The 23,955-nt window shown below is 72.0% G+C and carries 20 protein-coding genes; 7 read left to right on the forward strand and 13 right to left on the reverse strand.

All coding sequences use genetic code 11. From position 1 onward, the window contains the following. Positions 1-136: 136 nt before the first annotated feature. Together ACWED2_RS43440 and ACWED2_RS43445 are read right to left on the reverse strand one after the other, a co-directional pair. Positions 137-397, reverse strand: coding sequence for an acyl carrier protein (locus ACWED2_RS43440; protein WP_449696356.1), 261 nt, complete (start codon positions 395-397; stop codon positions 137-139). Beyond that, positions 390-1,919, reverse strand: coding sequence for a fatty acyl-AMP ligase (locus tag ACWED2_RS43445; protein ID WP_449696357.1), 1,530 nt, complete (start codon positions 1,917-1,919; stop codon positions 390-392). The genes ACWED2_RS43440 and ACWED2_RS43445 overlap by 8 nt, the downstream gene beginning before the upstream one ends. A 30-nt stretch (positions 1,920-1,949) precedes the next feature. Here ACWED2_RS43445 and ACWED2_RS43450 point away from each other — a divergent pair, with 30 nt between their 5' ends. Beyond that, on the forward strand, positions 1,950-2,834 hold the full coding sequence (locus tag ACWED2_RS43450) for a cytochrome P450 (RefSeq protein ID WP_449696358.1): 885 nt from the start codon (positions 1,950-1,952) through the stop codon (positions 2,832-2,834). A gap of 35 nt (positions 2,835-2,869) precedes the next feature. Here the strand turns inward: ACWED2_RS43450 and glmM are convergent, their stop codons facing one another. From glmM to rplM, 3 genes are all read right to left on the reverse strand, one after another. Continuing rightward, the gene (gene glmM / locus ACWED2_RS43455; protein WP_449696359.1) at positions 2,870-4,204 is read right to left on the reverse strand and encodes a phosphoglucosamine mutase; all 1,335 of its coding nucleotides are present in this window, start codon (positions 4,202-4,204) and stop codon (positions 2,870-2,872) included. A 205-nt stretch (positions 4,205-4,409) separates the two neighbouring features. Beyond that, positions 4,410-4,919: a 30S ribosomal protein S9 gene (gene rpsI / locus ACWED2_RS43460; protein ID WP_449696360.1), complete on the reverse strand. Its 510-nt coding sequence runs from the start codon at positions 4,917-4,919 to the stop codon at positions 4,410-4,412. 14 nt (positions 4,920-4,933) lie between these two features. Continuing rightward, the gene (rplM, locus tag ACWED2_RS43465; protein ID WP_004560141.1) at positions 4,934-5,386 is read right to left on the reverse strand and encodes a 50S ribosomal protein L13; all 453 of its coding nucleotides are present in this window, start codon (positions 5,384-5,386) and stop codon (positions 4,934-4,936) included. A gap of 261 nt (positions 5,387-5,647) precedes the next feature. Between rplM and ACWED2_RS43470 the strand changes: the two genes are divergently transcribed. Together ACWED2_RS43470 and ACWED2_RS43475 are read left to right on the forward strand one after the other, a co-directional pair. After that, positions 5,648-6,541 (forward strand): hypothetical protein, encoded by an 894-nt coding sequence (locus ACWED2_RS43470; protein ID WP_449696361.1) that lies wholly within the window; start codon positions 5,648-5,650, stop codon positions 6,539-6,541. A 26-nt stretch (positions 6,542-6,567) separates the two neighbouring features. Beyond that, positions 6,568-7,254, forward strand: coding sequence for a DUF4333 domain-containing protein (locus ACWED2_RS43475; protein WP_449696362.1), 687 nt, complete (start codon positions 6,568-6,570; stop codon positions 7,252-7,254). 142 nt (positions 7,255-7,396) lie between these two features. Here the strand turns inward: ACWED2_RS43475 and ACWED2_RS43480 are convergent, their stop codons facing one another. From ACWED2_RS43480 to eccCa, 5 genes are all read right to left on the reverse strand, one after another. Beyond that, the gene (locus tag ACWED2_RS43480) at positions 7,397-7,690 is read right to left on the reverse strand and encodes a WXG100 family type VII secretion target (RefSeq protein WP_449696363.1); all 294 of its coding nucleotides are present in this window, start codon (positions 7,688-7,690) and stop codon (positions 7,397-7,399) included. A gap of 57 nt (positions 7,691-7,747) precedes the next feature. After that, on the reverse strand, positions 7,748-8,074 hold the full coding sequence (locus ACWED2_RS43485) for a WXG100 family type VII secretion target (protein WP_449696364.1): 327 nt from the start codon (positions 8,072-8,074) through the stop codon (positions 7,748-7,750). Positions 8,075-8,329: 255 nt separating this feature from the next. Further along, a complete protein-coding gene (locus ACWED2_RS43490) occupies positions 8,330-8,677 on the reverse strand; it encodes a hypothetical protein (RefSeq protein WP_449696365.1) in 348 nt (115 codons plus the stop codon). Positions 8,678-8,691: 14 nt separating this feature from the next. Then, complete coding sequence (locus ACWED2_RS43495; RefSeq protein WP_449696366.1) at positions 8,692-10,674, reverse strand: type VII secretion-associated protein; 1,983 nt, start codon at positions 10,672-10,674, stop codon at positions 8,692-8,694. A gap of 115 nt (positions 10,675-10,789) precedes the next feature. Then, positions 10,790-14,803, reverse strand: coding sequence for a type VII secretion protein EccCa (gene eccCa / locus ACWED2_RS43500; RefSeq protein ID WP_449696367.1), 4,014 nt, complete (start codon positions 14,801-14,803; stop codon positions 10,790-10,792). Positions 14,804-15,112: 309 nt separating this feature from the next. Here eccCa and eccD point away from each other — a divergent pair, with 309 nt between their 5' ends. Both eccD and ACWED2_RS43510 read left to right on the forward strand, forming a co-directional pair. Beyond that, the gene (gene eccD, locus ACWED2_RS43505) at positions 15,113-16,477 is read left to right on the forward strand and encodes a type VII secretion integral membrane protein EccD (protein WP_449696368.1); all 1,365 of its coding nucleotides are present in this window, start codon (positions 15,113-15,115) and stop codon (positions 16,475-16,477) included. 20 nt (positions 16,478-16,497) lie between these two features. Then, positions 16,498-18,111, forward strand: a complete 1,614-nt coding sequence (locus ACWED2_RS43510; protein ID WP_449696369.1) for a S8 family serine peptidase — start codon at positions 16,498-16,500, stop codon at positions 18,109-18,111. A 112-nt stretch (positions 18,112-18,223) separates the two neighbouring features. Here ACWED2_RS43510 and ACWED2_RS43515 read toward each other — a convergent pair whose 3' ends face one another. The 3 genes from ACWED2_RS43515 to eccB form a co-directional block, all read right to left on the reverse strand. Next, complete coding sequence (locus ACWED2_RS43515) at positions 18,224-19,228, reverse strand: WXG100 family type VII secretion target (protein WP_449696370.1); 1,005 nt, start codon at positions 19,226-19,228, stop codon at positions 18,224-18,226. Next, positions 19,225-19,542 carry a hypothetical protein gene (locus ACWED2_RS43520; RefSeq protein WP_449696371.1) on the reverse strand — a complete coding sequence of 106 codons (318 nt, stop codon included), beginning with the start codon at positions 19,540-19,542 and terminating at the stop codon, positions 19,225-19,227. The genes ACWED2_RS43515 and ACWED2_RS43520 overlap by 4 nt, the downstream gene beginning before the upstream one ends. A gap of 127 nt (positions 19,543-19,669) precedes the next feature. After that, positions 19,670-21,310 (reverse strand): type VII secretion protein EccB, encoded by a 1,641-nt coding sequence (gene eccB, locus ACWED2_RS43525; RefSeq protein WP_449696372.1) that lies wholly within the window; start codon positions 21,308-21,310, stop codon positions 19,670-19,672. A 661-nt stretch (positions 21,311-21,971) separates the two neighbouring features. Between eccB and eccE the strand changes: the two genes are divergently transcribed. Further along, entirely contained in the window at positions 21,972-23,153 is a 1,182-nt protein-coding gene (gene eccE / locus ACWED2_RS43530; RefSeq protein WP_449696373.1) for a type VII secretion protein EccE, read from the forward strand. After that, on the forward strand, positions 23,150-23,869 hold the full coding sequence (locus ACWED2_RS43535) for a hypothetical protein (protein WP_449696374.1): 720 nt from the start codon (positions 23,150-23,152) through the stop codon (positions 23,867-23,869). Before eccE ends, ACWED2_RS43535 begins: the two co-directional genes overlap by 4 nt. Positions 23,870-23,955: the final 86 nt, after the last annotated feature.

Below are 23,955 nucleotides of genomic sequence, written 5' to 3' on the forward strand. Positions count from 1 at the left end.
CGATCCCACAGTTCCCCAGACGTTCCGGGACTGTGACGCGCCCGGACGCCGTTCGGTGCCGTCGCAGATGCACACAGAGTCTAGCGCCCTGCCGGGCGCCGGACCTGGGCTTCCGCGAAGTGCACCCGGCCGGGAGCTACCGGCCGGCGTGCTGCGCCGCGACCGCCTCGGAGATCACCTCGGCGACGCCGCGGATGTCCACCAGCCGGTCGAGTTCGTCGATGTCGACCGAGACGCCGTAGGTCACTTCGACCCGCGACAGCAGCTGGATCCGCTGCCGGGACGTCATGCCGAGGTCGTCGAACGGCGTGGTCTCGGTGAGCCGCTCGGGCGGGATCTCCAGCGCGAAGGAGATGATCCGCCGGATCTCGTCGACGTAGGTGCCCGGGTCAGCCATGCCGCTCATTCTGGCCCCACCAGCGCTCGCGAGCCGCGACGCGGGAGACCTTGCCGCTGGAGGTCCGCGGCACCTCGCCCGGCCGCACCAGCCAGAGGGCGCGCAGCGGCAGGTCGTGGGCCGCGGAGACGGCCCGCCGCACGGCCGTCTCGACCGAGGCGTCCGGCACGGTGCACCCGGCCACCACCGCGACACCTTCGCCGTGGCCGTCCCGCACCGCGAAGGCGGCGACCCGCCGGATGGCCGGGTGTGCGGCCTCGACCGTCGCCTCGATGTCCTGCGGGTGGTGGTTGCGGCCGTCGACGATGATCAGGTCCTTGAGCCGGCCGGTGACGTACAGCTCGCCGTCGTGGACGAAGCCGAGGTCGCCGGTGCGCAGCCAGCCGCCGGGGGCGATCACGTCGTCGCGGCCCCAGTAGCCGTCGGCGACGTTCGGCCCGGACACCTGGATCTCTTTGTCGACAATGCGGATCCGCTGGCCGTACGGCCGCCCCACCGACACGCGCGGCTCGCCGTCGAACGCCGTGATCGTCGGCCCCTCGTCGCCCGCGCTCGTGACGAACACCGTCGCCTCGGCCAGCCCGTAGCACGGCTTGTGCGCGGTCCGCGGCAGCCCGAAGGGGGCGAAGGCCCGCTCGAACGCCTCGACGGTGGCCGCGCGGACCGGCTCGCTGCCGTTGAGCAGCGAGTTCACCCGCGAGAGGTCGACGGCTTCGAGGTCGGCCGCCGCCTCGGCGGCCAGGTCGAAGGCGAAGTTGGGCGCGGCGGTGACGACGCCCGGGTGTTCGGCCAGCAGCCGGATCCAGCGCAGCGGATCGCGCACGAACTCCATCGGGGTGAAGAAGACCGACCGCGAGCCCAGGAAGACGGGCGTGCCGATGAGCAGGACCAGGCCCATGTCGTGGAAGAACGGCACCCAGCCGGCCAGCGGGGTCGACGCGTCGGCGTGGTAGCACCGCGTGGTCTGCCAGCAAGCGGCCACCAGCGCGCGGTGCGAGATCACCGCGCCGGCCGGGCGGCGCGTCGAGCCGGACGTGTACTGCAGGTACGCGGGGTCGGTCACCACGACCGAGGCGGGCGACTCGGCGTCGTCGGGCTCGATGTCCTCGACGGCGAGCGCGGTGACCGGCGGAACCTTCTCCAGCAGGTCCTTCGAGGTCAGGCAGGCCGCCGGGGTGGCGTCCGCGAAGGCCGACTCGATCCGGGCGCGGCCGGTGCGGCCGGTCGGGACGGACAGCGGCACCGCGACGCGTCCCGCGTAGAGCGTCCCGAGGAAGGCGGTGACGTAGCCGAGGTCCTGCCGGGCGACGATCGCCACGCGGTCGCCCGGCCGGGTGACGCGCCGCAGCTCGCGGGCGACGCCGCGGACCCGGGCGAGCACCTGCGGCCAGGTCAGCGTGTGGTCGGTGGGGCCGGGGAAGGTGCGGCAGGTGAACGCGGGCCGGTCTTCGGCGGCGTTGCGGAGCAGGTGGTCCGTGAACGGCGTGGCGAGGACGTCATCCGGGACGGCTGCGGGCGGCACAGGCCCATCCTGCCCTACCGTGTCGAAGCGATGGACGAGTTCGAACGGCACGGCATCGGGGTGGTCTCCGGCCGCGACGCGTGCGCCCGTGCCCTGCGGTCACCCGGGCTGACGTCGGATCCGGGCGGCGGCTCGCCCAGCGTGCTGCTGCGGGACGGCGAAGATCACACCCGGGTGCGCGCGGTGCTCCGGGAGATCATCGCCGGGCTGGAGCCGCTCCCCGAAGCCCTGCGAGCCGGGATCGAAGCGACAGTGGCGGGGCTGGGGACGTCGTTCGACCTGGTGCGCGACTTCGCGCGGCCGGTGGCGGGCGCGGTGACGTCGGCGGTGCTGGGCGTGCCCCTCGACGACGTGTTCCTGGACCACCTCGAGGCGACGACGGCGAACCTCGACGTCTTCGGCGGCACCGACCGGGCCGGGCAGGCGTCGGCGTTCCGGCTGGCGGTGCAGCTGAGCCGGGCGCCGGCCGGGCCGGGCGGCCTGACGGCCTTGCGGGAGGCGCACACGGCCGGGCGGCTCGACGAAGACGAGCTGATGATCAACGCGGTGGTGCTGGCTCACGCGGCGTACGAGAACTCGCTGAACTTCCTGGCCTGCGCGGGCCTCGAACTCGCCACTTCCGGTCCGCGAAGCGTGCGGGAGCTCGTGACGGCGATCTGCCCGGCCCGGTACGTCCTGCGGTTCGGCCCGGACGGCCCGGTGGCGATCTCCCTCGCCGACGGCCTGCCGTTCGGCCTCGGCCGCCACGCGTGCCCGGGCTCCGGGGTGGCGGTGGCCGAGGGTGAGATCGCCCTCACCGCGCTGGCGAAGCTTCTCGGCGGCGGGTGCCGGGTGGGCGAAGTCCGCTGGAAGACCCACCCGGTCTTCCACGGCTTGGCCTCGGCGCGGGTTGTCGTGAGTGGTAATTCGGGTTAGAACCCCAATTACCACTCACGACAGCCGCGGCAGACTCAGGAAACGGCGGAGACCACGCCGGCCAGGCGGTCGGCCGCGGCCTGGGCGGTGGACTGGGCCGGGGCTTCGACCATCACGCGGACCAGCTGCTCGGTGCCGGACGGGCGCAGCAGCACCCGGCCCTCCTCGCCCAGCTCGGCCTCGACCTCCCCGACGGCGGTGCGGACCTCGGACGAGTCCGCGACCGCGGCCTTGTCGGCCACCGGGACGTTGACCAGCACCTGCGGCAGCCGGTTCATCACGGCCGCCAGGTCGGCCAGGGACTTGCCCGTCTCGGCCATGCGGCTCATCAGGCGCAGCGCGGTCAGCAGGCCGTCGCCGGTGGTGGCGTGGGCCGGGAGCACGACGTGGCCCGACTGCTCGCCGCCGAGGGCGAAACCGCCCGCGCGCAGCTCCTCCAAGACGTACCGGTCGCCCACCGCCGCCGTGACGACGTGGATGCCGTGCGCCTTCATGGCCAGGTGCAGGCCGAGGTTGCTCATCACGGTCGCGACCAGCGTGTCCTTGGTCAGCTCGCCGGCCTCGGCCAGCGCGAGCGCGAGGACGGCCATGATCTGGTCGCCGTCCACCAGCTCGCCGGCGGAGTCGACGGCCACGCAGCGGTCGGCGTCACCGTCGTGCGCGATACCGAGGTCGGCGCCGTGGGCGACGACCGCTTCGCGCAGCTTCTCCGGGTGGTTGGAGCCGCAGTGCTGGTTGATGTTGATGCCGTCCGGGTCGGCGTGCAGCGCGACCACCTCGGCACCGGCCCGGCGGTAGACCTCGGGCGCGGCGGCCGACGACGCCCCGTTCGCGCAGTCGACGACCACCTTGAGCCCGGCCAGCGGGTGCGGCGTGGCGCCGAGCAGGTGGGTGGCGTAGCGGTCGAGGGCGTCTTCGACGTCCGTGACGCGGCCCACCCCGGCGCCCGTGGGGCGGACGGCGTCGGCGGACACGCCGGCTTCGATCTCGTCCTCGATGCCGTCGGGGAGCTTGTGCCCGCCCGCGGCGAAGAGCTTGATGCCGTTGTCGGGCATCGGGTTGTGCGACGCGGAGATCATCACGCCGAGGTCGGCCTCGAGCGCGCCGACCAGGTAGGCGACGGCCGGGGTGGGCAGCACGCCGACGCGGCGGACGTCGGCACCGGCGGACGTGAGGCCCGCCACGACCGCGGCTTCCAGCATCTCGCCGCTGGCACGCGGGTCGCGGCCGACGACCGCGACCGGCCGGTGGGAGCGGTCGTGCGCGGCGAGCACGCGGGCGGCACTGGCCGCCAGGGCCAGCGCCAGCTCCGGCGTCAGCTCGGCGTTGGCCAGGCCACGGACCCCGTCGGTCCCGAACAGGCGTGCCATCGATCGACCTCCTCTGTGCGGCCGCACCAGTGCGACCACCAAGACAACCTAGCGATCCTGACGGACCGGGTACCCCCACCCCGGTGATGTCGCTCCCGACCCCGGAAACGACACACGACCCCGGAAAAAGCCGGGTCTTGAAGACAGCGAAGCGCCCATCCGATGGACGGATGGGCGCTTCGACGAGTTGCGCCTGGCGGCGCGATCAGCGCTTGCTGTACTGCGGGGCCTTGCGGGCCTTCTTGAGGCCGTACTTCTTCCGCTCCGTGGCGCGCGCGTCACGGGTCAGGAAGCCGGCCTTCTTGAGGGCCGGGCGGTCGTCGGCGTCGACCTCGACGAGCGCACGCGCGATCGCCAGGCGCAGCGCGCCGGCCTGACCGGAGACGCCGCCGCCCTTGAGGTTGGCGAAGATGTCGAAGGAGTCCGGCTTCTCGACCGTGACCAGCGGCTCGCGGATGAGCTGCTGGTGCACCTTGTTCGGGAAGTACTCCTCGAGGGTGCGGCCGTTGAGCTTGAACTCACCGGTGCCCGGGACGACCCGCACGCGGACGACGGCCTCCTTGCGGCGGCCGACGGTCTGCGCGTTGCCACCGGCGGCACGCGACGGACGCGGCGCGGCGGGGGTCTCGCTGGTCGCGACGGCGCCGGTCTCGGTCGCCGCGAGAGTCTCGGTGGCCTCGACGACCTCGGGGGTCTCGGTCTCGGTGCTGGTCACAGACTGTTCCTCACTCACTGCGCGACCTGCGCGATCTTGGTGATCTCGCGCGCCTGCGGCTGCTGCGCGGCGTGCGGGTGCTGCGGGCCGGCGTACACCTTCAGCTTCTTCGCCTGGGCGCGGCCGAGCTTGTTCTTCGGCAGCATGCCCTTGACGACCTTCTCGACAAGGTGCTCGGGCTTGGTGTCCAGCAGCTCGCCGAACGAGCGCTTCCGCAGACCGCCCGGGTAACCGCTGTGCCGGTACGCGAACTTCTGCTCGCGCTTGTTTCCGGTGAGCGCGACCTTCTCGGCGTTGACGATGATGACGAAGTCACCGGTGTCCACGTGCGGGGCGTAGGTCGGCTTGTGCTTGCCGCGCAGCAGCGTGGCGACCTCGGTCGCCAGCCGTCCGAGCACGACATCCTCGGCGTCGATCACGTGCCAGGCACGAGTGACGTCGCCGGGCTTGGGGCTGTACGTGGGCAAGGGTCTACCTCGTCGTCAACATTGCGTGTGGGTTCTGTGCGGGCCTAGCGCTTACGCGCCGCAGCGCACAACGACATATGAAGATACCCCCACGGTCACCGCACCCGCGCATCGGGGGTGGTGGAAGCGCCCATATTAGGCTCCAGGCGGCCCGGGCGCAGCGGGGACTCTACCGGAGTTTTCCCGCCGAAGCGCCTGCACGCGCCGCCGCGACACGCGAGGATGGGGCCATCCGGGCGACACAGCTGAGCAGGGGACGGCATGAGCAAACGACCGACGGCGATCTTCGTCCTGGGCGCCCTGCTGGCCCTGGTCAGCGCCTGCGGCACGGCGAAGGCGGGCACCGCGCTGCCGAAGGGCGACGACGCGGCGGACTACGTCGGCGCCAAGTTCGAGCAGGTCATCGGCAAGCTGTCGGACGCCATCACCGACTCGCGCGACGTCACCAACTCGCTGGACGCCTACTTCAAGTTCGACGACAAGTGGATCCACAGCACGGTGACGTCGGCGCGCACCGGCAGCCCGGAGAGCCGGGCGGTGCGGCACCGGTCGCAGAAGAACCCCGATGAGATCATCGACACGTACACGCCCGCGGACGGCGCGGTCGAGTACACCTACCTCGGCCCGGTGTACGTCCAGAAGGGCGTCTCGCCGACGGCGTGGGTGTCGATGCCGAAGCCGGAGGGCGGCCTGGTCCTGCCGTGCGCCTGGGGCGGGGTACTGACGCCGTGCCGGATGGCGGACTCGACCGTCGAGGCGTACCGGGCCGACAAGCGGGCCGTGCGCGGGGCGAAGAGCCTCGGCGACGGCAAGACCGCGCTGACCGTGAACGTCCCGTTCGGGATCTTCGTCAAGAACAAGGTCGAGATCCTGCCGCCGAGCCTCACCGACAAGATCGGGCCGGAGCTGAAGAAGGCGGCGGTGCCGGCCACGATCACGCTGAACCCCGACGGCAGCCTGGTCTCCTTCGTGATGGAGGCCAAGTTCGCCGGTGACGGCCACCAGCTCGAGCTCAAGTACGAGTTCCGGTTCACCGGCAAGGCGAGCCAGCAGGACATGCCGAAGCTGCCGGACGCGAGCCAGATCACGGTGCTGCCCGACCGGGCGGCGATGGACGACTTCTACCGCCGGCTCGGCGAAGCGCAGGGCAGCTGAGTGACCACGACCCGAGGTGAGCTCCGATGACTCAGCCATCCGACCCGCAGCAGCCGCAGCAGTGGTGGCAGCCGCCCGCCGCCGGGCCCGCACCGCAGCCCGGCGCGTGGCAGCCCGAGCAGCAGGCGACCGGCCCGCACGCCGGGCAGTGGCAGCAGCACGCCGCCCCGGGTTCGACGGGCTCCTACACCGGCCCGTGGAACCCCGGACAGCCGTCCGGCTCGTTCTCCGGGCCGTGGCAGCCGGGACAGCCGAGCGGTCCGTGGCAGCCGCCGTCGCAGCCGGCACCGCAGCAGCAGCCGCCGACCCCCGGCCACGGGCAGCCGCAGTACGGCGGTGGGTTCCAGCCGGCGCAGTACGGCGGTCTGGGCGCGTTCCCGGCCGAGCCGGCGAAGCAGCCGAAGTCGAAGAAGCCGGTGCTGATCGCCGGTGCGGCGGTCCTGGTGCTCGCCCTCGGCGGCGGCGCGGCGTGGCTGCTGGGGGCGTTCCGCGGGGACGTCCTGGAGCAACAGTCCCTTCAGGACGGTGTGGTCAAGGTCCTGAACGAGAACTACGGCGAGCCGGACGTGAAGAACGCGCAGTGCCCGGCGAACGAAGCCGCCCGGAACGGCACGACGTTCGACTGCACGGTGACCATCGGCGGGCAGCAGAAGAAGGTGACCGTGCGGGTGCTCAACGACCGGCCCGAGTACGAGGTCGGCGCCCCGCACTGACGGCTTTCGGGGGTCCGGGTGGCGAAGCCCCGGCCCGAGGCGAAGCCTCGGTTGGACACTGGGTTTCCCCGTTGGCGGGCAACAGAAAACGGCGGGCCCCGCACCGGAGTGCGGGCCCGCCGTGGTTTCCGGGACTACCGGCTCAGAACAGGCCTTCGACGGCGTTGTCCGTGGACTGGTAACCGTCGGCGATCTGCGGCAGGGCGGCGGCGATCTGCGCCAGAACCTGCTTCAGGTCCTCGAACTTCTGGTCCCAGGTGCGCTGGGCAGCGTCGTACTGCTCCTTCGCGGAACCGGTCCAGGTGGTGGTCAGCGGCCGCAGGTCGTCCTTGAGGCGGTCGAAAGCGCTCTGCAGCTCGCCCCCCGTCGCTGTGCAGTCGTCCGCGGCCTGGCGGATGGTGGCGTAATTGACGACAATGCCGGCGCCATCAGGCATGACTTACTCCTTTTGAGCTGAAGCTGGTGGGTGGTCGAGAAAGGATTAGGAAGGTGCTCAGCCGAGGGCGTCGAAGCCGCGGTTGATGGCGCCCATGATCTCCTGCTGCTGCTGCTCGGAACGCTCGTACTTGGAGCCGGCCTCGCGGAGCAGCTCACCGATGCGCTGCAGGGCCTGCGCCATGCCGCGGGCGTCGTCGTCGAAGCGCAGCATCACGTGGTCGAACGCCTTCTGCGCTTCACCCTGCCAGCCGGCGCGGGTGGCCTCGATGCGGTCGCGCAGCGTCGAGAGGTTCTGGTCCATCTGGGCTCGAACCTCGGTGACGCGACCCTCGGCCTCGGTGAACTGAGCAACTGTCCCTTGGAATCCCTGTCCGGCGCTCATACCGGTACCCCCTTCATAAGAGTGGTGGTTGTCCGTACCAAGCTTGTTCGTTCGTACGGCCCTACGACGCAGACATTGCCACGTCCGGTTCCCCCTTGTCGTGGTTTGCCCGGAAGTAGTTGCTTGCGTTAACGCTCGCCGCGGGAACCGGTCGCGGCGGGTATCCGGGGAACACCCCGAACGGATGGAGCATCACCCGGAAAAGTGTTCTCTACCAGCGGGATTAGCACGCGCACAGCGACCGTCGCGCCCGTTTCACCGATCACGCTGCATGATTCGCATCTGGGAAAAGTCTTCGTCCTCGTCACCCGATCGAGGGTCTCGGACCGGAGATTGCGAACGCGAAGGAACCGGATCGGGAACCGCGGGAACCGCCAGCCCGCGGGCGCGCCGGAACCGTTCGGCGGCCGCGCGCAGCGTGCCCGGCGTCGGATCGCCGGACTTCGCGCCGCGCCCGCTCCGCTTCAGGAGGTCGGCGTTTTCGCTGTGGTGCCGCTGGTTGCGGGCCTTCGCGTTCCCGGCGACGCGGCGCGCGTGCGTCACCGCGTCCTGGCCGATGCGCTTGAAGGACGCCGCGGCGCTTTCGAATTCTTCGGACGGCACCGCGTGCCCTGCTCTCAGTTGAGGATTTCCACCGTGCGCACGGCCTGCGCGCAGGCCGCGGCGACCCGCTCCCGCAGCGGGGCCGTGGCGTACTGGCAGCCGACATGGACCCGGATCCGGCCGTTCGCCACGACGTACCAGTCGACCTGGAGATCGGGCCGGTTCAGCTTGCTCTCGTGGTACCCGATCACCGTCTTGCCGGCGTACGACAGGCTCGGATTGAACGCGCTGTACCGCTCTTCGCTCTCCGCGCCGCGCCTCAACTCGTCGACGAGCTTCTGCGGGTCCGCGGTCGCGTCGTAGTCCATGACGTACTCCTGCGCGACCACGAGGTCGTTGCCGTCCCGGGACTCCTGCGGGTGGATCACGACCTGTTTCTTGGCGACCTGGTCGTCGGTCTGGACCCAGTCCTCCGGCGCGACGAACTTGAAGTCGTACTGCGAAAGCGTCCGGCCGCTCTCCGCCTGGGTGCCGGAACTCTTGAACACGAAGAACCCGGCGACGAGCGCGGCCACGACGACCACCGCGGCCGCGACCAGGCCCCACAGCTTGCGCCGGCTCTTCCCGGCCGGGGCCGCGGGCGGGGCGGACGCGGCCGGGCCCGGCGAAGTGGGCCGGGCGGGCTGCCCGGCGGGCGGCGGCCACGGCCGGGACACCGGCTGGCCGGCCGGTGGCGACGGCGGGGGTGGCTGCCGGTTCGGGAACCCACCCGGCGCGGCGCGCGGCGGCGCCGGGCGCGGGGCGACGTCGCCGGGGCGGACGACCTCCGTGCGCTGCGCCGCCGGGCCGAGGGCGCCGCCCGGTGCCGCGGCCAGCCGCGCCATCGCTTCGCCGGGCAGCGCGCCGGTGCGGTCCGGGTCCACCAGCACCGCCCGCAGCGCACCGCGCGCGACGACCGTCTCGGGCTGGTCGAGGCTCGTCGGCACGACGCCGGTGCGTTCGTGCACCAGCCGCGAGATCATCGGGATCCGGCTCGAGCCGCCGACCAGGAAGATCGCCGTGAGCTGCTTCGGCCGCAGGCCGGCGTCGCCGATCGCGGCGACCGTGAGCTCGACAGCACGGCCCAGCGGGGCCGCGATCAGCCGTTCGAGGTCTTCGCGGGTGACGTGCGCGTCGGCGAACGGCGGCGGCATCGGCACGTCGGTGTAGGCGTGCCGCGACAACGTCTCCTTGGCACCCCGCACGTCCTGGCGCAGCACGCGGCGGCGGCGCCGGTCGACCAGCTCGCGTCCTTCGACGAGCTGGCGCCACGCGTCCTGGTCCGCACCCGCGACGAGCGAGCCGACGTGCTCCAGCAGCGCCTGGTCGATGTCCGCGCCGCCGAAGCCGGGGTCGCCGCGGGTGGCGAGCACCTGGAAGCCGCCGCGCTGCGGACGGCCGGCGCGGTCCCGCGCGGTGTCCGGCGGCAGCCGCCGCACCACGCTGACGTCGACCGTGCCGCCGCCGAGGTCCAGCACCGCGAGCGCGTCGCCGGGGCGGCCGCTGAACTCGACGGTGCGGTCGTTCGTCACGTCCTGCGGCGCGAACGTCGCCGCGTGGTACACCGCCGCCGCGACCGGCTCCGGCACCAGCGCGACCTCGCGCGCCAGCCCGCCCGCGGCCTGCCGCAGCAGCCGGGTGCGGATCGCGCCCCAGTCCGCGGGATGGGTCAGCACGAGCAGGTCGACCTCGGCGTCACCGGCCAGGCGGCGCGCCTCGGAGACCGCGCGCCCGAGCACGGCGTGCACGACGTCGGTCACCCGCAGGACGTTTTCGCCGAGCAGGAGCTCGCCCTCGTCGATCCGCCGCTTCGGGTTCGGCTCGTACCGCGACGGGTCGACCGCCGCCTGCCGCTCGGCCTCCTGGCCGACGAACAGCGTGCCGTCCGCCGCCGCGTACACCGCCGAGGACATCAGCGGCTGGCCGTCGATCACCACGACCTGCGGCTCGCGCCCGTTCACCGAGGCGACGACGCAGGTGCTCGATGTCCCGAAGTCCACCGCAACCCGGACCGTCACCAGCAGCTCCCAAGAACGACGCAGTCTTCGTCGCGATCCCCCGCGCCCCGCTGCCGGGACGCGCCCTCGGGGAGGAACCTACCCACCTCGCCGAGAGCGCGTCCGGCCGCCGTCCTCAGTCGGGCTGGATCCACGACACCTGGATGAGCTGCTTGCCGTTCTTCCGGGTGAGCAGGTTGCCCCGGCCCGGCGGCAACGCGGACGGTTTGATGTTGCCGACCAGGGCGCCCTCATCGCGGGAGCCGTTCATCACCATGCCCGGGGCCGCGATCTCCTTGAGCTTGCCGATGATCGGGTCGTACATCGCCTTGCTCGCGCCACCGGTGCGCCGCACGACCACCAGGTGCAGGCCGACGTCCTTGGCCTGCGGCAGGAAGTCGGAGATCTTCCGCAGCGGGTTGTTCGTCGAGGTGGCGACCAGGTCGTAGTCGTCGACCAGGATGAACAGCTCCGGGCCCTTCCACCAGGACCGCGTCTTCAGCTGCTCCTGGGTGACGTCCGGGCCGGGCAGGCGCCGCGTCATCGAGTTGAAGACGTCGCCGACCATGCTCTCCAGCTGCGCCGAGGACACCGCGTACCCGAGCAGCGAATCGCCCTGGATGAAGCCCAGCATCGTGCGCCGGTAGTCGACCAGCAGGATCAGCGCTTCCTTGGCGGTGTAGCGCTCGGAGATGCCCCGGGCGATCTGCCGCAGCAGGTTCGTCTTCCCCGACTCGCCGTCGGCGAAGGCGTAGAAGTGCGGCTCGGCGTTGAAGTCGAGGTAGATCGGCTGCAGGTCCTCTTCGTTGACCCCGATCGGGATCAGCTTCGAATCCCGCGCGGAATCCAGCTGCAGCACGTCCTCGTAGGTGATCAGCTCCGGCAGCAGCCGGACCTGCGGCGCGACCCGGCCACGCCAGGCACCCTTGATCTTCGCCACCGCGTCCGCCACCCCGGCCGCGATCGTCTCCGGGTCGCTGGACCCGTCGATCCGCGGGAGGCCGCCGAGCAGGTGCAGCTTCTCCCGGGTCAGGCCCCGGCCCGGCCGCCCGGCCGGGACGTTCACCGCGACGCGCCGGTCGATGTCCGACTCGGTCGGGTCACCGAGCCGCAGCTCGAACCGGGTGCCCAGCATGTCCTTGATCGCCGGGCGGATGTCGGCCCACCGGTTGGCGGAGATGACCACGTGCACGCCGTAGGACAGACCCTGCGTGGCGAGCCGGGTGATCGTGGTTTCCAGCTCTTCGAAGTCGTCGCGCAGGGCCCGCCAGTTGTCCACGACCAGGAAGGCGTCGCCGAACGGGTCCCGGTCCGGGCGGATCTCCCCGCGGCGCTTGCGGTTGCGGAACTCGGTCATCGAGTCGATGCCCATCGCCCCGAACCGGCCTTCCCGCTCGGTGAGCAGGGTGGTCAGCTCGGCCACGATCCGGCGGGCCTTGTCCGGCTCCCGCCGCGCGACCGCGACGCCACCGACGTGCGGCAGGTCCGCGAGCCCGGCCAGGGTGCCACCACCGAGGTCGAGGCAGTAGAACTGCGCCTCCTCCGGCGTGTGGGTCAGCGCCATCGACATGATCAGCGTCCGCAGCATGGTCGACTTGCCGGTCTGCGGACCGCCGACGATCACCCCGTGCCCGGCCGCGCCGGAGAAGTCCGCCCACAGCGGGTCACGGCGCTGCTCGTACGGCCGGTCGATGATGCCCAGCGGCACCTGCAGCCGCCCGTTGCCGAAGTAGCCCACCGGGGACAGGCCGCGGTCGTCGGTCGGGTTCAGGTTCGGCAGCAGGGTGTCGAGGGAGTTCGGGTCCTTCAGCGGCGGCAGCCACACCTCGTGCGCCGGCGGGCCCTGGCCCACCAGCCGCGAGACGATGACGTCGAGCTCGCTGGGTTCGACCGCCTCTTCCGACTGCGGGGCCTGGGCCACCGGAGCGGCCTCGACCAGCTGCGGCTCCGGCTCCTTCGGCAGCTCCACGAAGTCCGGGACGAACAGCTGCGGCCGCTTGTCCGCGCGGACCACGGTCGCCGCCGGGCCCGCCACCTTCAACCCCGCCGGCCGGTAGGGGCCCGAGACGTAGGACGCCTTGAACCGCACCAACGTCGAGGTGTCGTACTTCAGGTACCCGCCACCGGGGACCGACGGCAGCTCGAACGCGTCCGGCACGCCGATCGCGGCGCGGGACTCCGCCGCCGAGAACGTCTTGAGGCCGATCCGGTACGACAGGTGGGAGTCGAGGCCGCGCAGCTTGCCCTCTTCGAGGCGCTGCGAGGCGAGCAGCATGTGCATCTGCAGCGATCGGCCCAGCCGGCCGATCGCGACGAACAGGTCGATGAAGTCCGGCTTCGCCGACAGCAGCTCGGAAAACTCGTCGCAGACGATGAAAAGCGCGGGCAGCGGGTCGAGGTCCGCGCCGTTTTCGCGGGCTTTCTCGTATTCCCAGACGTTCTTGAAGTTGCCGCCGTTCTTCAGCGCTTCCTGGCGCCGGTTCATCTCGCCGGCCAGCGCGTCCTTCATGCGGTCGACCAGCGTGACCTCGTCCGCGAGGTTGGTGATCACCGCGGAGACGTGCGGGGCCTTGTCCAGCCCCAGGAACGTCGCACCACCCTTGAAGTCGACGAGGACGAAGTTCAACGTCGAAGAGGAGTGCGTGGCCAGCAGGCCCAGCACCAGGGTGCGCAGGAACTCCGACTTACCGGAACCGGTCGCACCGATGCACAGGCCGTGCGGCCCCATGCCTTCGGCGGCGGCTTCCTTGATGTCCAGCTCGACCGGCTGGCCGTACTCGCCGACACCGAACGGAACCCGGTAACGGTCCCGGATCGGCCGCGGCCGCCACGCCTGCTGGACGTCGAACGTCATCGGGTCGCCGGGGATGCCGAGCAGCTCCAGCAGCGACGGGTTGGACAGCAGCGGCTCTTCGTCGCCGACGTCCTGGCCCGCGGCACCGCCGACGCGGTACGGCGAGATGAGCCGGGCCAGCGACTCGGTCTCGACCAGGCTGAGGGTGTCCGGCCGGCCGAACCACTCGACGCCGCCGGCGCTGCGGGCACCCAGCCTGTCCGCCTCCACCACCAGCCGGAGGCCGCGGCGGGCGGCGAGGTTGCCGAGGGAGTCGGACAGGTCGATCAGCGTGACGCCGACCAGCCCCTCCTCCAGGACGATCTGCTCTTCGCGGGTGACCTCGGCGTCGTCGATGATGATCACGACGTGCGGCTGGTCCGGCGCCGGGGTGGCGTTGCGCGAGAACCGCTGGCGGTCACGCAGTTCTTCGTCGAGCCAGTCTTCGATCTGGGCCAGCGAACCGGCCATCATGCGGAGCTGGCCGATGCCGTCCGACAGCGTGGGGTGCTGGACGTGCGGCAGCCACTTCGCCCACTCCCACTCCTCCTTCGCGCGGCCCGCGGTGGCCACCGCGATCAGCACGTCGTCGGGGCTGTGGAAGGAAACCAGCTGCGCGAGCATCGCGCGGGTGAGGCCGCGGGTCAGCGCGCGGTCGCCCTGCATGCTGACCGCGGCGAACCCGCGCAGCGTGATCTGGGTCGGCAGGTCCGGCACGATCGAGTGCGCGCGCACGAACCGGCGCAGCGCGAGGGTGGCGATCGGCTCCAGCTCGTCGACGGGCCCGGTCTGGGGCGGGACCAGCCGCGTGGCGAGCCGGTGCGAGCTGCGCCCGACGCGCAGGTGCAGGAAGTCCTGGTCGTTCTGCCGGCGTTCCCACATCCGGCGGCTGGCGGCCAGCGACCAGAGGGACTGGGGGTCGGGGTGCACCCATTCCAGGGCGGCGCGCTGGTCGACCATCGCCTCGCGGGCGCGGTCGCGCATCTGGCCCAGGTAGCGCAGGTAGTCCTTGCGGTCCTCGTCCATCTCGGCGCGCTTGGCGCCGCCGCCCTTGCCACCGCCGCCGGCCATCATCCCGAGCGTGCCGACGACCATCATGCCGCCCATGGCCATCATCATCGGGTTCCGGTTGCTGGCCTGGAACATGAAGACCATCATCCCGAGCGACGCGACGATCATGACGACCGGAAGCGCCTTCATGACGATGTTCCCGGGGATGACGCGCGGCACCTCGGGTGGCGGCTCGAGGTGCACCTCACCGCCCGGTGGCCGCGGTGCCGCCAGCCGCGGCGACTTCTTGAACTGCAGCGTGCTCATCGAAGGACCCCTCATTCAAACTCGACGATGGCGGCCACCGCGCAAGGTGTGCGCGACCAACCTATCGAACGCCCCCGTGGAATTCCGCCGGATGCCGGAACCGCCCGGGAACGCTGCCCGATCGTCGTCAGGCGAGTGTACGGCCCGGCACCGACAGTAATCTGCGGTTCGTGGCTCTGACCTGCCGTTGCCGGTGATTTTCGGACGTTCGATGATGTCGGCACCGGGGTTCGGTATAAGTTCCCCCGGGAGCAGCATCGACCGAGCGGGGGCAGTGCAGTGGCTACGGGCACGACAGTATTCAGCAGGGTGACGGTCGTCGCGCCGTCCACCCGGATCGACGTGGCGCTGCCCGCCGACGTCGCGGTGGCCGATCTGCTGCCGATGCTGCTGGACATGGCCAAGGAGACGTCGCCCGACGGCGGCGCCCGCCACGGCGGCTGGGCGCTGGCGAAACTCGGCGACGCCCCGCTCGACCCGAGCCGCACCCTGGCCTCGCTCGGCGTCGTCGACGGCGAGCTGCTCCAGCTGCGCAAGCGCAACGAGAACCCGCCGCCGCCGCTGTACGACGACGTCGTCGACGCCATCGCCGAGTCGTCCCCCGACAGCTTCCGGCCGTGGACGAAGGAGACCGCGAACCGGTTCGGGCACGTCGCGGGCGGGCTGGCGCTGTTCGCCGCCGCCGTCGCGCTGTTCATGAGCGGCTCGTTCTACGGCGGCAGCGCGCTGGGCGCGGCCATCGCCGGCGGGATCGGCGCGGTCGCCTGCGTCGCGATCGGCGCGACCCTGGCCAAGGGCTACCAGGCCGAGCCGACCGGCGTGCTGATCGCCGCGGCGGGCGGCCTGCCGCTGGCCTTCGTCAGCGGCTTCTACATCGTGCCCGGGCTGTCCCTGCGGGCGAACCTGCTGCTCGGCGCGGTCCTGGTGATCATCGTCGCCTCGGTCTGCATCATGGTGATCGGCGCCGGCATCACGACGTTCATCGCCGCGGCCACCGCGGGCACCTTCGGCGCGCTGGCCTTCCTGTTCGGCACGCTCGTCGCGCACCCGGCGGCCGGGATCGCGGCCGGCACCGTCGCGGTCGCCCTCGCCTGCATCTCGATCCTGCCGCGCGCCACGATCTGGCTCGCGAAGCTGCCGCTGCCGCACGTCCCGAGCAACGCCGAAGAGCTGAAGGAAGACTCCGGCTTCCCCGACTACCGGGCGATCGAGCGCCGCACCGCGATCGCGCACAACTACATGACCGGCCTGATGGTCGGCTGCGGGGCCACGGTGGCCGTCTCGGCGGTCATCGCCGCGAGCGCGCCCGGCGCGTTCGGGATCATCCTCGGCGTCGTCGCCACGCTCGTCCTGCTGCTGCGCGCCCGCGCGTACGCCAACGGCAGCCAGGCGATCGCCCTGCTCACCACCGGCCTGGTCTCGGCCACCGGGATCGCCGTCGGCTGGCTGATTTCGGCGAACGCCCAGAACCGCCTGCTCTACGTCTTCGGTGTGCTGATCCTGCTCGCCGCGGGCGCGCTCGTCGTCGGCGTGATCTTCCCGAACCAGCGGTTCTCGCCGCCGCTGCGGCGCACGGTGGAGATCATCGAAGCGATCTGCATCGCCTCCGTGCTGCCCCTCGCCCTCGGTGTGATGGACCTCTACACCACCCTGCGGCACCTGAACTTCAAGTGACCGGATCGGGTGATTCTCCGATGGCAGCAGCACGACGTCCCGGCGCCACCCGGCGGACCACGACGGCCCTGCTGGCCGGCACGATCGGCCTCCTGTCGCCGCTGACGCTCGCGGTGCCCGCGTGGGCGCAGGCCGCACCGGCCGACGGCTACTTCGCGGCGCCGCCGCCGGTCGACATGGACAAGCTGCTCCCCGACTCGCGCCAGCCCGACAAGACGTATACGCAGACGAAGGGCTGTGTGCAGCGCAGCACCCTCGGCCAGGACATCCAGCTCAAGAACCGCCCGTGGGGCCAGGAGTACCTGCAGATTTCCAAGGCGCAGGAGATCGTCAAGGCGGCCAAGGGCAGTGTCGGCGGGGGCGTCAAGGTCGCGGTGATCGACACCGGGGTGTCGCGGCACCCGTGGTTCCAGGACCGGCTCAAGTCCGGTGGCGACTACGTGGCCACGCCGACCAAGGGGCAGCCGCCGGGGCTCGAGGACTGCGACGGCCACGGCACCGAGGTCGCCGGGATCATCGGGGCGAAGCCGGACAACCCGGAAGTCGGGTTCGTCGGCGTCGCGCCGGACGCCACCATCGTGTCGTACCGCCAGCTCAGCGAGAACTACGAGCCCGCGAAGCAGAACGGGACGGCCGGCTCGAGCACACCGCCGTCGTCGTCGGGCACGAACCCGCCGTCCGGGTCCAGCACGGAACTGCCGCCGGGTGGCGGTGGTGGCGGGGCCGAAGGCGACGGGACCTCCCCGGGGCAGTCCAACGGCGGGCGCCAGCTGGAGAAGGCCGGCACCGCGGGCACGCTGAAGACGCTGGCCGAGATCATCCACGGCATCGCCGAACGCCGTGAGGCCGACGTCATCAACATGTCGGTCGACAACTGCCGCCCGGCCACCGGGTCGATCACCGAAGGCGAGCAGCAGGTCCAGGCGGCCGTGCGCTTCGCGGCGCAGGCCGGCATCGTGATCGTCGCCGCGGCCGGCAACGCGACGGACACCTGCCCGCAGAACGACCAGCCGGACGCGCGCAAGCCGAAGACGATCGTGACCCCGCCGTGGTTCGCGGACGACGTGCTGTCGGTCGGCGCGATCGACGAGTCCGGCGGCGTGGCGCCGTTCAGCGTGCACGGCCCGTGGGTCGGCGTCGCGGCCCCCGGCACGAAGATCGTCTCGCTCGACCCCGCCGAGGGGTCCGGCAGCCTGGCGAACCTGACGTTCGAGAACGGCGACAAGGCCAGCGAGATCCAGGGCACCAGCTTCGCGGCGCCGTACGTGGCGGGCCTGGCCGCGCTGGTCAAGGCCAAGTACCCGCAGCTCAGCGCGAAGGGCATCGTCAACCGGATCAAGGAGACGGCCCAGCACCCGGCGGCCCCGGGCGGCCGCGACAACTTCGTCGGCTACGGCGTGATCGACCCGGTGGCGGCACTGACGCAGGTGCTGCCGTCGGAGGTCGGGAACCAGGCCCCGGCCCCGGGCCCGCAGCTGGCCCAGCTCCCCCCGGCGAACAACCACAGCTCGACCCCGGTGATCGTGGCACTGGCCGGCACCGCGGGCGGCGTGCTCGCCCTGCTGATCACGTTGTTCGTGATGCACACGATCCGCCGCAACCGTCCGGCCGAGCCCGAAACCACCCGCCGCTGACGCGTGACGAGAAGGTCATCACCAGTGATTGAAGGGTCAGCACTCGTGATTGAAGGGTCGACACGGTATGTCCGCCGTGTCGACCCTTCAATCACGTGAGTCGACCCTTCCGTCACTTCGCCGGGGGCTTCTTCTGGGGTGAGGTCTCGTCCTCGCCGATCACCGGTGGGGCGACCAGGCCGGGCTCGCCCAGCAGTTCCGACGGCTTCGTCGTCGGGCGGGTCTTCGACTGGCGGCGGCCGCCGCCACCGCCTCCGCCGAACGCGCCGAAGCCCATCATCGGCATCATCGGGACGCCGCCCGACGAGCTCTGGTGGTCTTCGGCGGGTGGGGACGGCGGGGTGGCCGCGTCGGCGGACGGTGCGCTGTCCGGGGTTCCGGCGCCCGTGTGGCGTCCCTCCGCCGGGCCGTCGGCCGAAGACGGGGTCATGACTTCGTCGGTCGAAGCCTCGGCCTGTTCGCCCGCCTCGTTCAGGGCGTCGTCGTGGAGCTTGAAGCGCTCCGGCGGGTACCGGTGCCGGATCTCGATCGTGCGGGACGCCGCGTCGGGGTCGTCGACGCCGTTGCACAGCCGGGCGAACGCCTCCAGCACGTCCTGCGCCGTCTCGTGCAGCGCCTTCGCCGAATCCTGCGTCTCCTGCAGCTGGGCCCGCGCCCGCTTGGCACCGCCGGACGGGAGCAGCATCGTCTCCGACGTCAGCTCCGCCGCGTCCACCAGCACCTCGACGAGGTCGACGACGACGTGGCGCAGGGTCGTCACCAGCTCGTCCAGCGCGCCGGCCAGTGCGTCGAGGGCCTCGCGGAGGTCGCCGCCCGCCGCGCCGATCGCGCGGATGTACGCGACGAACGAGTCCGCGTCCTTGCCCTCCCAGCCCGCGTCGAGCCGGCCGAGCTCGTCGTCCAGGCGCGCCGAGACGTCGGCCGCCACGGCGGCCGCCCGGCGCAGGCCGTCCGCTTCCGCGCCGAGCTCGGCCCAGCGGCCCAGCAGCGGCCGGAAGTACGTCTCGACGGGGTCGATCACGCCCAGCTGCTGCGAAAGCTCCGTGAGGTACCCCAGGTACGGCTCGGCCGCCGCCGTGATGTCCTCGCCCGCCGGCACCGGTATCGAGGTCGTCATCCGTCGAGCCTCCCGGCCCGCTTGATCAGCTCCGCGGCTTCCTCGTCCTGCCCGCCGTGGCGGACCGTCACCTGCCGCAGCGCCTCCGCGGCCGAGCGCAGCGCCTCGGCGCCGTCGGCCAGCTGCCGCCGCAGCGCCCCGGACGCGCGGCCGTACGACTCGCCGAGGCCGAGCCGGGCCCCCAGCGTGCCGTAGGACTCCGCGGTGACGTCCCCGCCGACCTCGGCCGCCGCGGCGTCCAGCTCGGCCGCCGCGGCCTCGGCCGTCTCGGCGTACCGGGCGACGACGACGCCGTCCATCTTCAAGCCGGCCACGGCACCTCCGCTCGTGAGAAAGACCTTCGAGCGTGGGACGTCCGCCGCGGCCGGCCGGTTCCGCTCAGTGTTCAACCGAGGCTTCGCCTCGGGCCGGGGGCTTCGCCACCCGAACCCCCGAAAGCCCTCAGTTCGCCGGCTGCTGGGTCGGGTACGAGCCGGCGTTCGGGTCGATCGGCACCGAGTCGAACTGCCGCAGCACGTCCTGGGTGTTCAGCGACGCCCCGGTCGGCAGCAGCCCGATGATCGACTCGGGTGCGGGCTGCCGGTTGTTCATGCCGATCGCGTCCGCGGTCTGCGCGTCCGGGACGCTGTAGCGGACCCCGCGGTCGGAGATCAGCTGGATCTGGCCCTTGCCGAAGCTGGCCTTGCCGGTGGCGGACTGGACCACCGCGGCGAACCCGGGCTTGAGGTAGAAACCGTTGAGCGGCACCCGGTTCGGGCCCGGCGTGGTCACCGCCATCGGGGTGAACTTCTCGCCGGCGCTCTTCTGGCCGGGCAGCTGCGTGTCGACGAAGACCGAGGTGTGCGCGTCCTGGTCGGGGCCGGATCCCACGAGCGACCAGCCCAGGCACGCGACCGACGAGTTCTTCGTCGCGTCGAGGACCGTCGGCACCGAGCGCGGGAAGTCGTCGACCGGGATGTAGTCGGGGTCGGTCGGCTGCAGGGTGTGCACCCCGGCGAGCTTGTCGAGGCCCAGCGTCTGGATCTTGCCGGAGCTGCCGTTCTTCGCGACCCGGATGATGTCGGCGACGGCGTTGGACACCCGCTGGATGCCGCCGCGGGTGATCGCCCAGTAGTTCAGGGTCGTCTCGCCGGCCTGCTGCGTGGCGAAGACGTCGCCCGTGGTCAGGCCGTCGAAGTCCGCCGGGGCCTGGCCGCTCTGGATCTTCGGCGGCGTCAGCTTCGCGACCTCGGGGATCGCGTTGAGCAGCCCCTGCGTGATCTTCCGCGGCGACGGCGGCAGCTGCAGCGCCACCCGGACGGCGTCGTTCGGGTTGTCGACGTCGATCTCGGCGCGCACGGTGTTCGCGTTCGGCCGGTTCCGGGAGCTCGGCAGCCGGTAGACGAGGTAGGTCTTCCCGTTGTCGGCCTTCGCCAGCAGCGCCTCGTTTTCGCGCAGCTCGGTGCCCAGGCCGCTCGGCGCGACGCCGCCGAAAACGTAGGTGTTGGTCCGGCCGGTGTCCGGGTTCGGCAGCGACGTGTCCAGCTGAACCTGGTCGCAGACGGCCCAATTCGGGGTAATCCGCTGGGAATCCGTCGGGATCAGCTGCGGACCGTCCGGAATTCCGGTCAGTTTGTCGCGCGGAATGTCCTTGAGCTGATCGTCGGAAACGACGGTGGGATTCTTCACACTCGCCGGGCTCGCCGGGCTCGCCGGGGCGGGGGCGGGCGCGGCCGGCGCCCCACCGGCGCCCGCGCTGGTCGTCTTCTGCTGGGCCAGCAGCAGGAGCCGCGCCGAGGCGAGGTTGAACGTCGGGATCAGCTTCTTCGGGTTGCCCGTGACGACGTAGACCGTGCCGGACTGCTCGCCGATCACGATGTTCCCGGCCTCGGGCACCGACGGCGCCGGGCTGAGCAGGCCCCAGACCACGAAGACGATCATGCCGAGCGCGCCCAGCACCACCCCCACGATCGTGGCCCGCGTGTGGGTGCGCATCGGGTCGTGCAGCATCACGGCGTCCCGCCGGACCAGCGCCGACTGCATCCGCCGCAGGACGAACTGATACGCCTGGACCTGAGACTTAGTCGTGGGTGTTGATGGCATTCTCGACCTACAGCTCTCCCCGTCGCGGTACGGTTCCGCAGGATAGCCGTACGGGGACCGTCTGGTGTGGGGTTTCTACCAACTCAAGCTAGGGTCGGGCACCCCGGGACCCGGCTTTCCGGGTACGCAGCAAGCACGAGGGGAAGAGAAAGCGCGGATGTCCGTCACCACTCCTCCACGTCCGCCTGGCCCGCCCGGGCCCCCGCCGCCCGGTGGCCGTCCGCCGGGCCCGCCGCCGCGGCCGGGCAGACCCGGTGGCCCTGGCGGACCCGGTGGCGTTCCCGGCGGCCCTGGCGGACCCGGTGGGGTGCCCGGCGGGCCAGGTGGCCCTGCTGGAGTTCCCGGTGGACCAGGTGGTGTCCCCGGTGGCCCTGGCATGCCCCCGCGCGGTCCCGGCGGACCCGGTCCCGGTCCTGGCGGACGTCCGGGCGGCCCTGGTGGTCCTGGCGGCCCCGGTAGCGGTCCTGGCGGGCCCGGTGGTCCTGGCGGTCCCGGTGGACCCGGTGGTGGCGGCCCTGGTGGCCCGGGCGGCCCCGGCGGCGGCTCCGGTGGCTCCCAGGGGCCCGAGGACAGCGGTCCGGCCACTCCTCCGCCCGGCCCGGCCCGGGTGGCTCCGCCCGCCCGGCGGCGGTCCTCCGGTGTCACCCTCGGCCCGCTGCCCGTGGCCAACCTCGTGGTGCTCGAAGTCGGCCTGGCGATCGGCCTGGTGCTGCTCGCGATCGACATGTCGCTCAAGTGGGTCGCCGTCGGCATCGTCGGCTTCGCCCTCATCGTCGCGCTGCTGCGCTGGCGCGGCCGCTGGTTCACCCAGTGGGTCGGCCTGACGCTGCGCTACTCCTTCCGCTCGCACGACCGGGTGGCGAACCCGCTGCCGCCGAGCACCGTCGAGGAGCTGGCTGCCGAAGAGACCTCGGTCACCGGCCCCGACGACGCCCGGGTGAACCTCCTGCGCATCGCCGTGCCGGACCTCGTCGTCGCGCACGGCGTCGACCACGAACGCCAGCAGGTCGGGCTCGCCTGGAACGACGGCACCTGGACGGCGGTGCTGCTCGTCGAGCCGGCGCCGGCGTTGATCACCCAGGCCGACGGCGCGCCGAGCCTGCCGCTGTCGGCGCTGGCACCGTGCCTCGAAGACCGCGGTGTGGTCCTCGACTCGATCCAGATGATCTGGCACTGCTACCCGGGCAGCGCGGCGCTGCCGTCGGACTCGCCGGCGCTGAGCTCCTACATGGAGGTGCTGGGCCCGCTGCCCGCGGCGGCCCGGCGGACGACGTGGGTGGCGATCCGGCTCGACCCGAGGCGCTGCCCGGCGGCGATCCGGGAGCGCGGCGGCGGCGTCGTCGGCGCCCACCGCGCGCTGATCGGTGCGCTGTCCCGGGTCCGGAACGCGTTGGAGTCCCAGGGCGTGCCGACCCGGCCGCTCGACCCCGACGAGCTGCTGCGGGCGGGCATTTCCGCCGCGGAGCTGACGTCGGTGGCCGGCTCGCCCACCAAGGTGACGTTGCAGGAGCGCTGGTCCGGCGTGACCGCGGCCGGCATCGGGCACGCGAGCTACGCCATCACCGGGTGGCCGAAGGGCAAGGTCACCAGCAGCCTGAACGCGCTGACGAGCGTCCGCGCGCTGTCGGCGACGCTCGCGATGTCGATTTCCCCGGCGTCCGACGAGGGCAAGATCGGCCTGCGCGGCGTGGTCCGGCTGAGCGCGCGCAACCCGCGTGAGCTCGACGCCGCCGACCAGCGGCTGCAGGGGCTGTCCGAGCGGCTGGGCGTGGACCTGACGCCGTTGCGCGGGCTGCAGGTCTCCGCGTTCGCCGCGACGTTGCCGATCGGAGGCACAGCATGAGTTCCCGCGTCCGTGACGCCGGGCAGAACAGTGGCGTGGCACCGGAGTTCACGGTGGACCCCGCGCTGCTCGACGCGATCAGCCCCTCGGGCGACCGCGGCGGCATCGTGCTCGGCTCGGGTCTCAAGGGCGAGCCGCTGACGATCTCGGCGCTGCGCTCGACCCCCACCCGGATCGTCCTGGTGGGCGGGCTCTACCTGGCCCGCCAGGTGGCCATGCGCGCGATGGCGGTCGGTGCGTGGGTCGTCGTGGCGACCGGGCGCCCCACCGAGTGGCAGGTGCTCTCCCGGGCGGCCGGCAACCGCGACGGGCGGCCGTCGCCGCTGGTGCAGATCCGCCGGCTGTCGCCGGTCGAGCTGCCGCGGCCGTCGGAGGACGCGCCGCTGCTGGTGGTGACCGACGGCGGCCCGACGCCGCAGGACCTGTTCCCGCCGCGTTCGCCGTGGCAGACGACGGTCTACGTGCTCCCGTACCTGCACCCGCAGGCGGGCGCGACGGCCAACGCGGCGGACCTGGTGCTGATGCAGCGCCTCCCGGCCGGGCAGGCGGAGCTGGCGGCCCGCATCTGGCGCCTGCCGCCGCAGATGATGCGCCAGCTGACGACGTTGAAGGACGACCAGGTGGTGGCACTGGGCCGCAACCTCTGGCGGCCGTTGCGACTGGTGACGACGGGCAAGGAGCAGCAGCTGCTGGGCCCGGTCCGCCGCGGCGACTGAGTCTGCCGCGGCTTGTCGTGAGTGGTAATTATGGGTTTAAACCAAAATAAAAAAAACCACACGGTTGTGGGGGACGTTCGGGGGTT

It is taken from the genome of Amycolatopsis sp. NPDC005003, assembly GCF_053600695.1.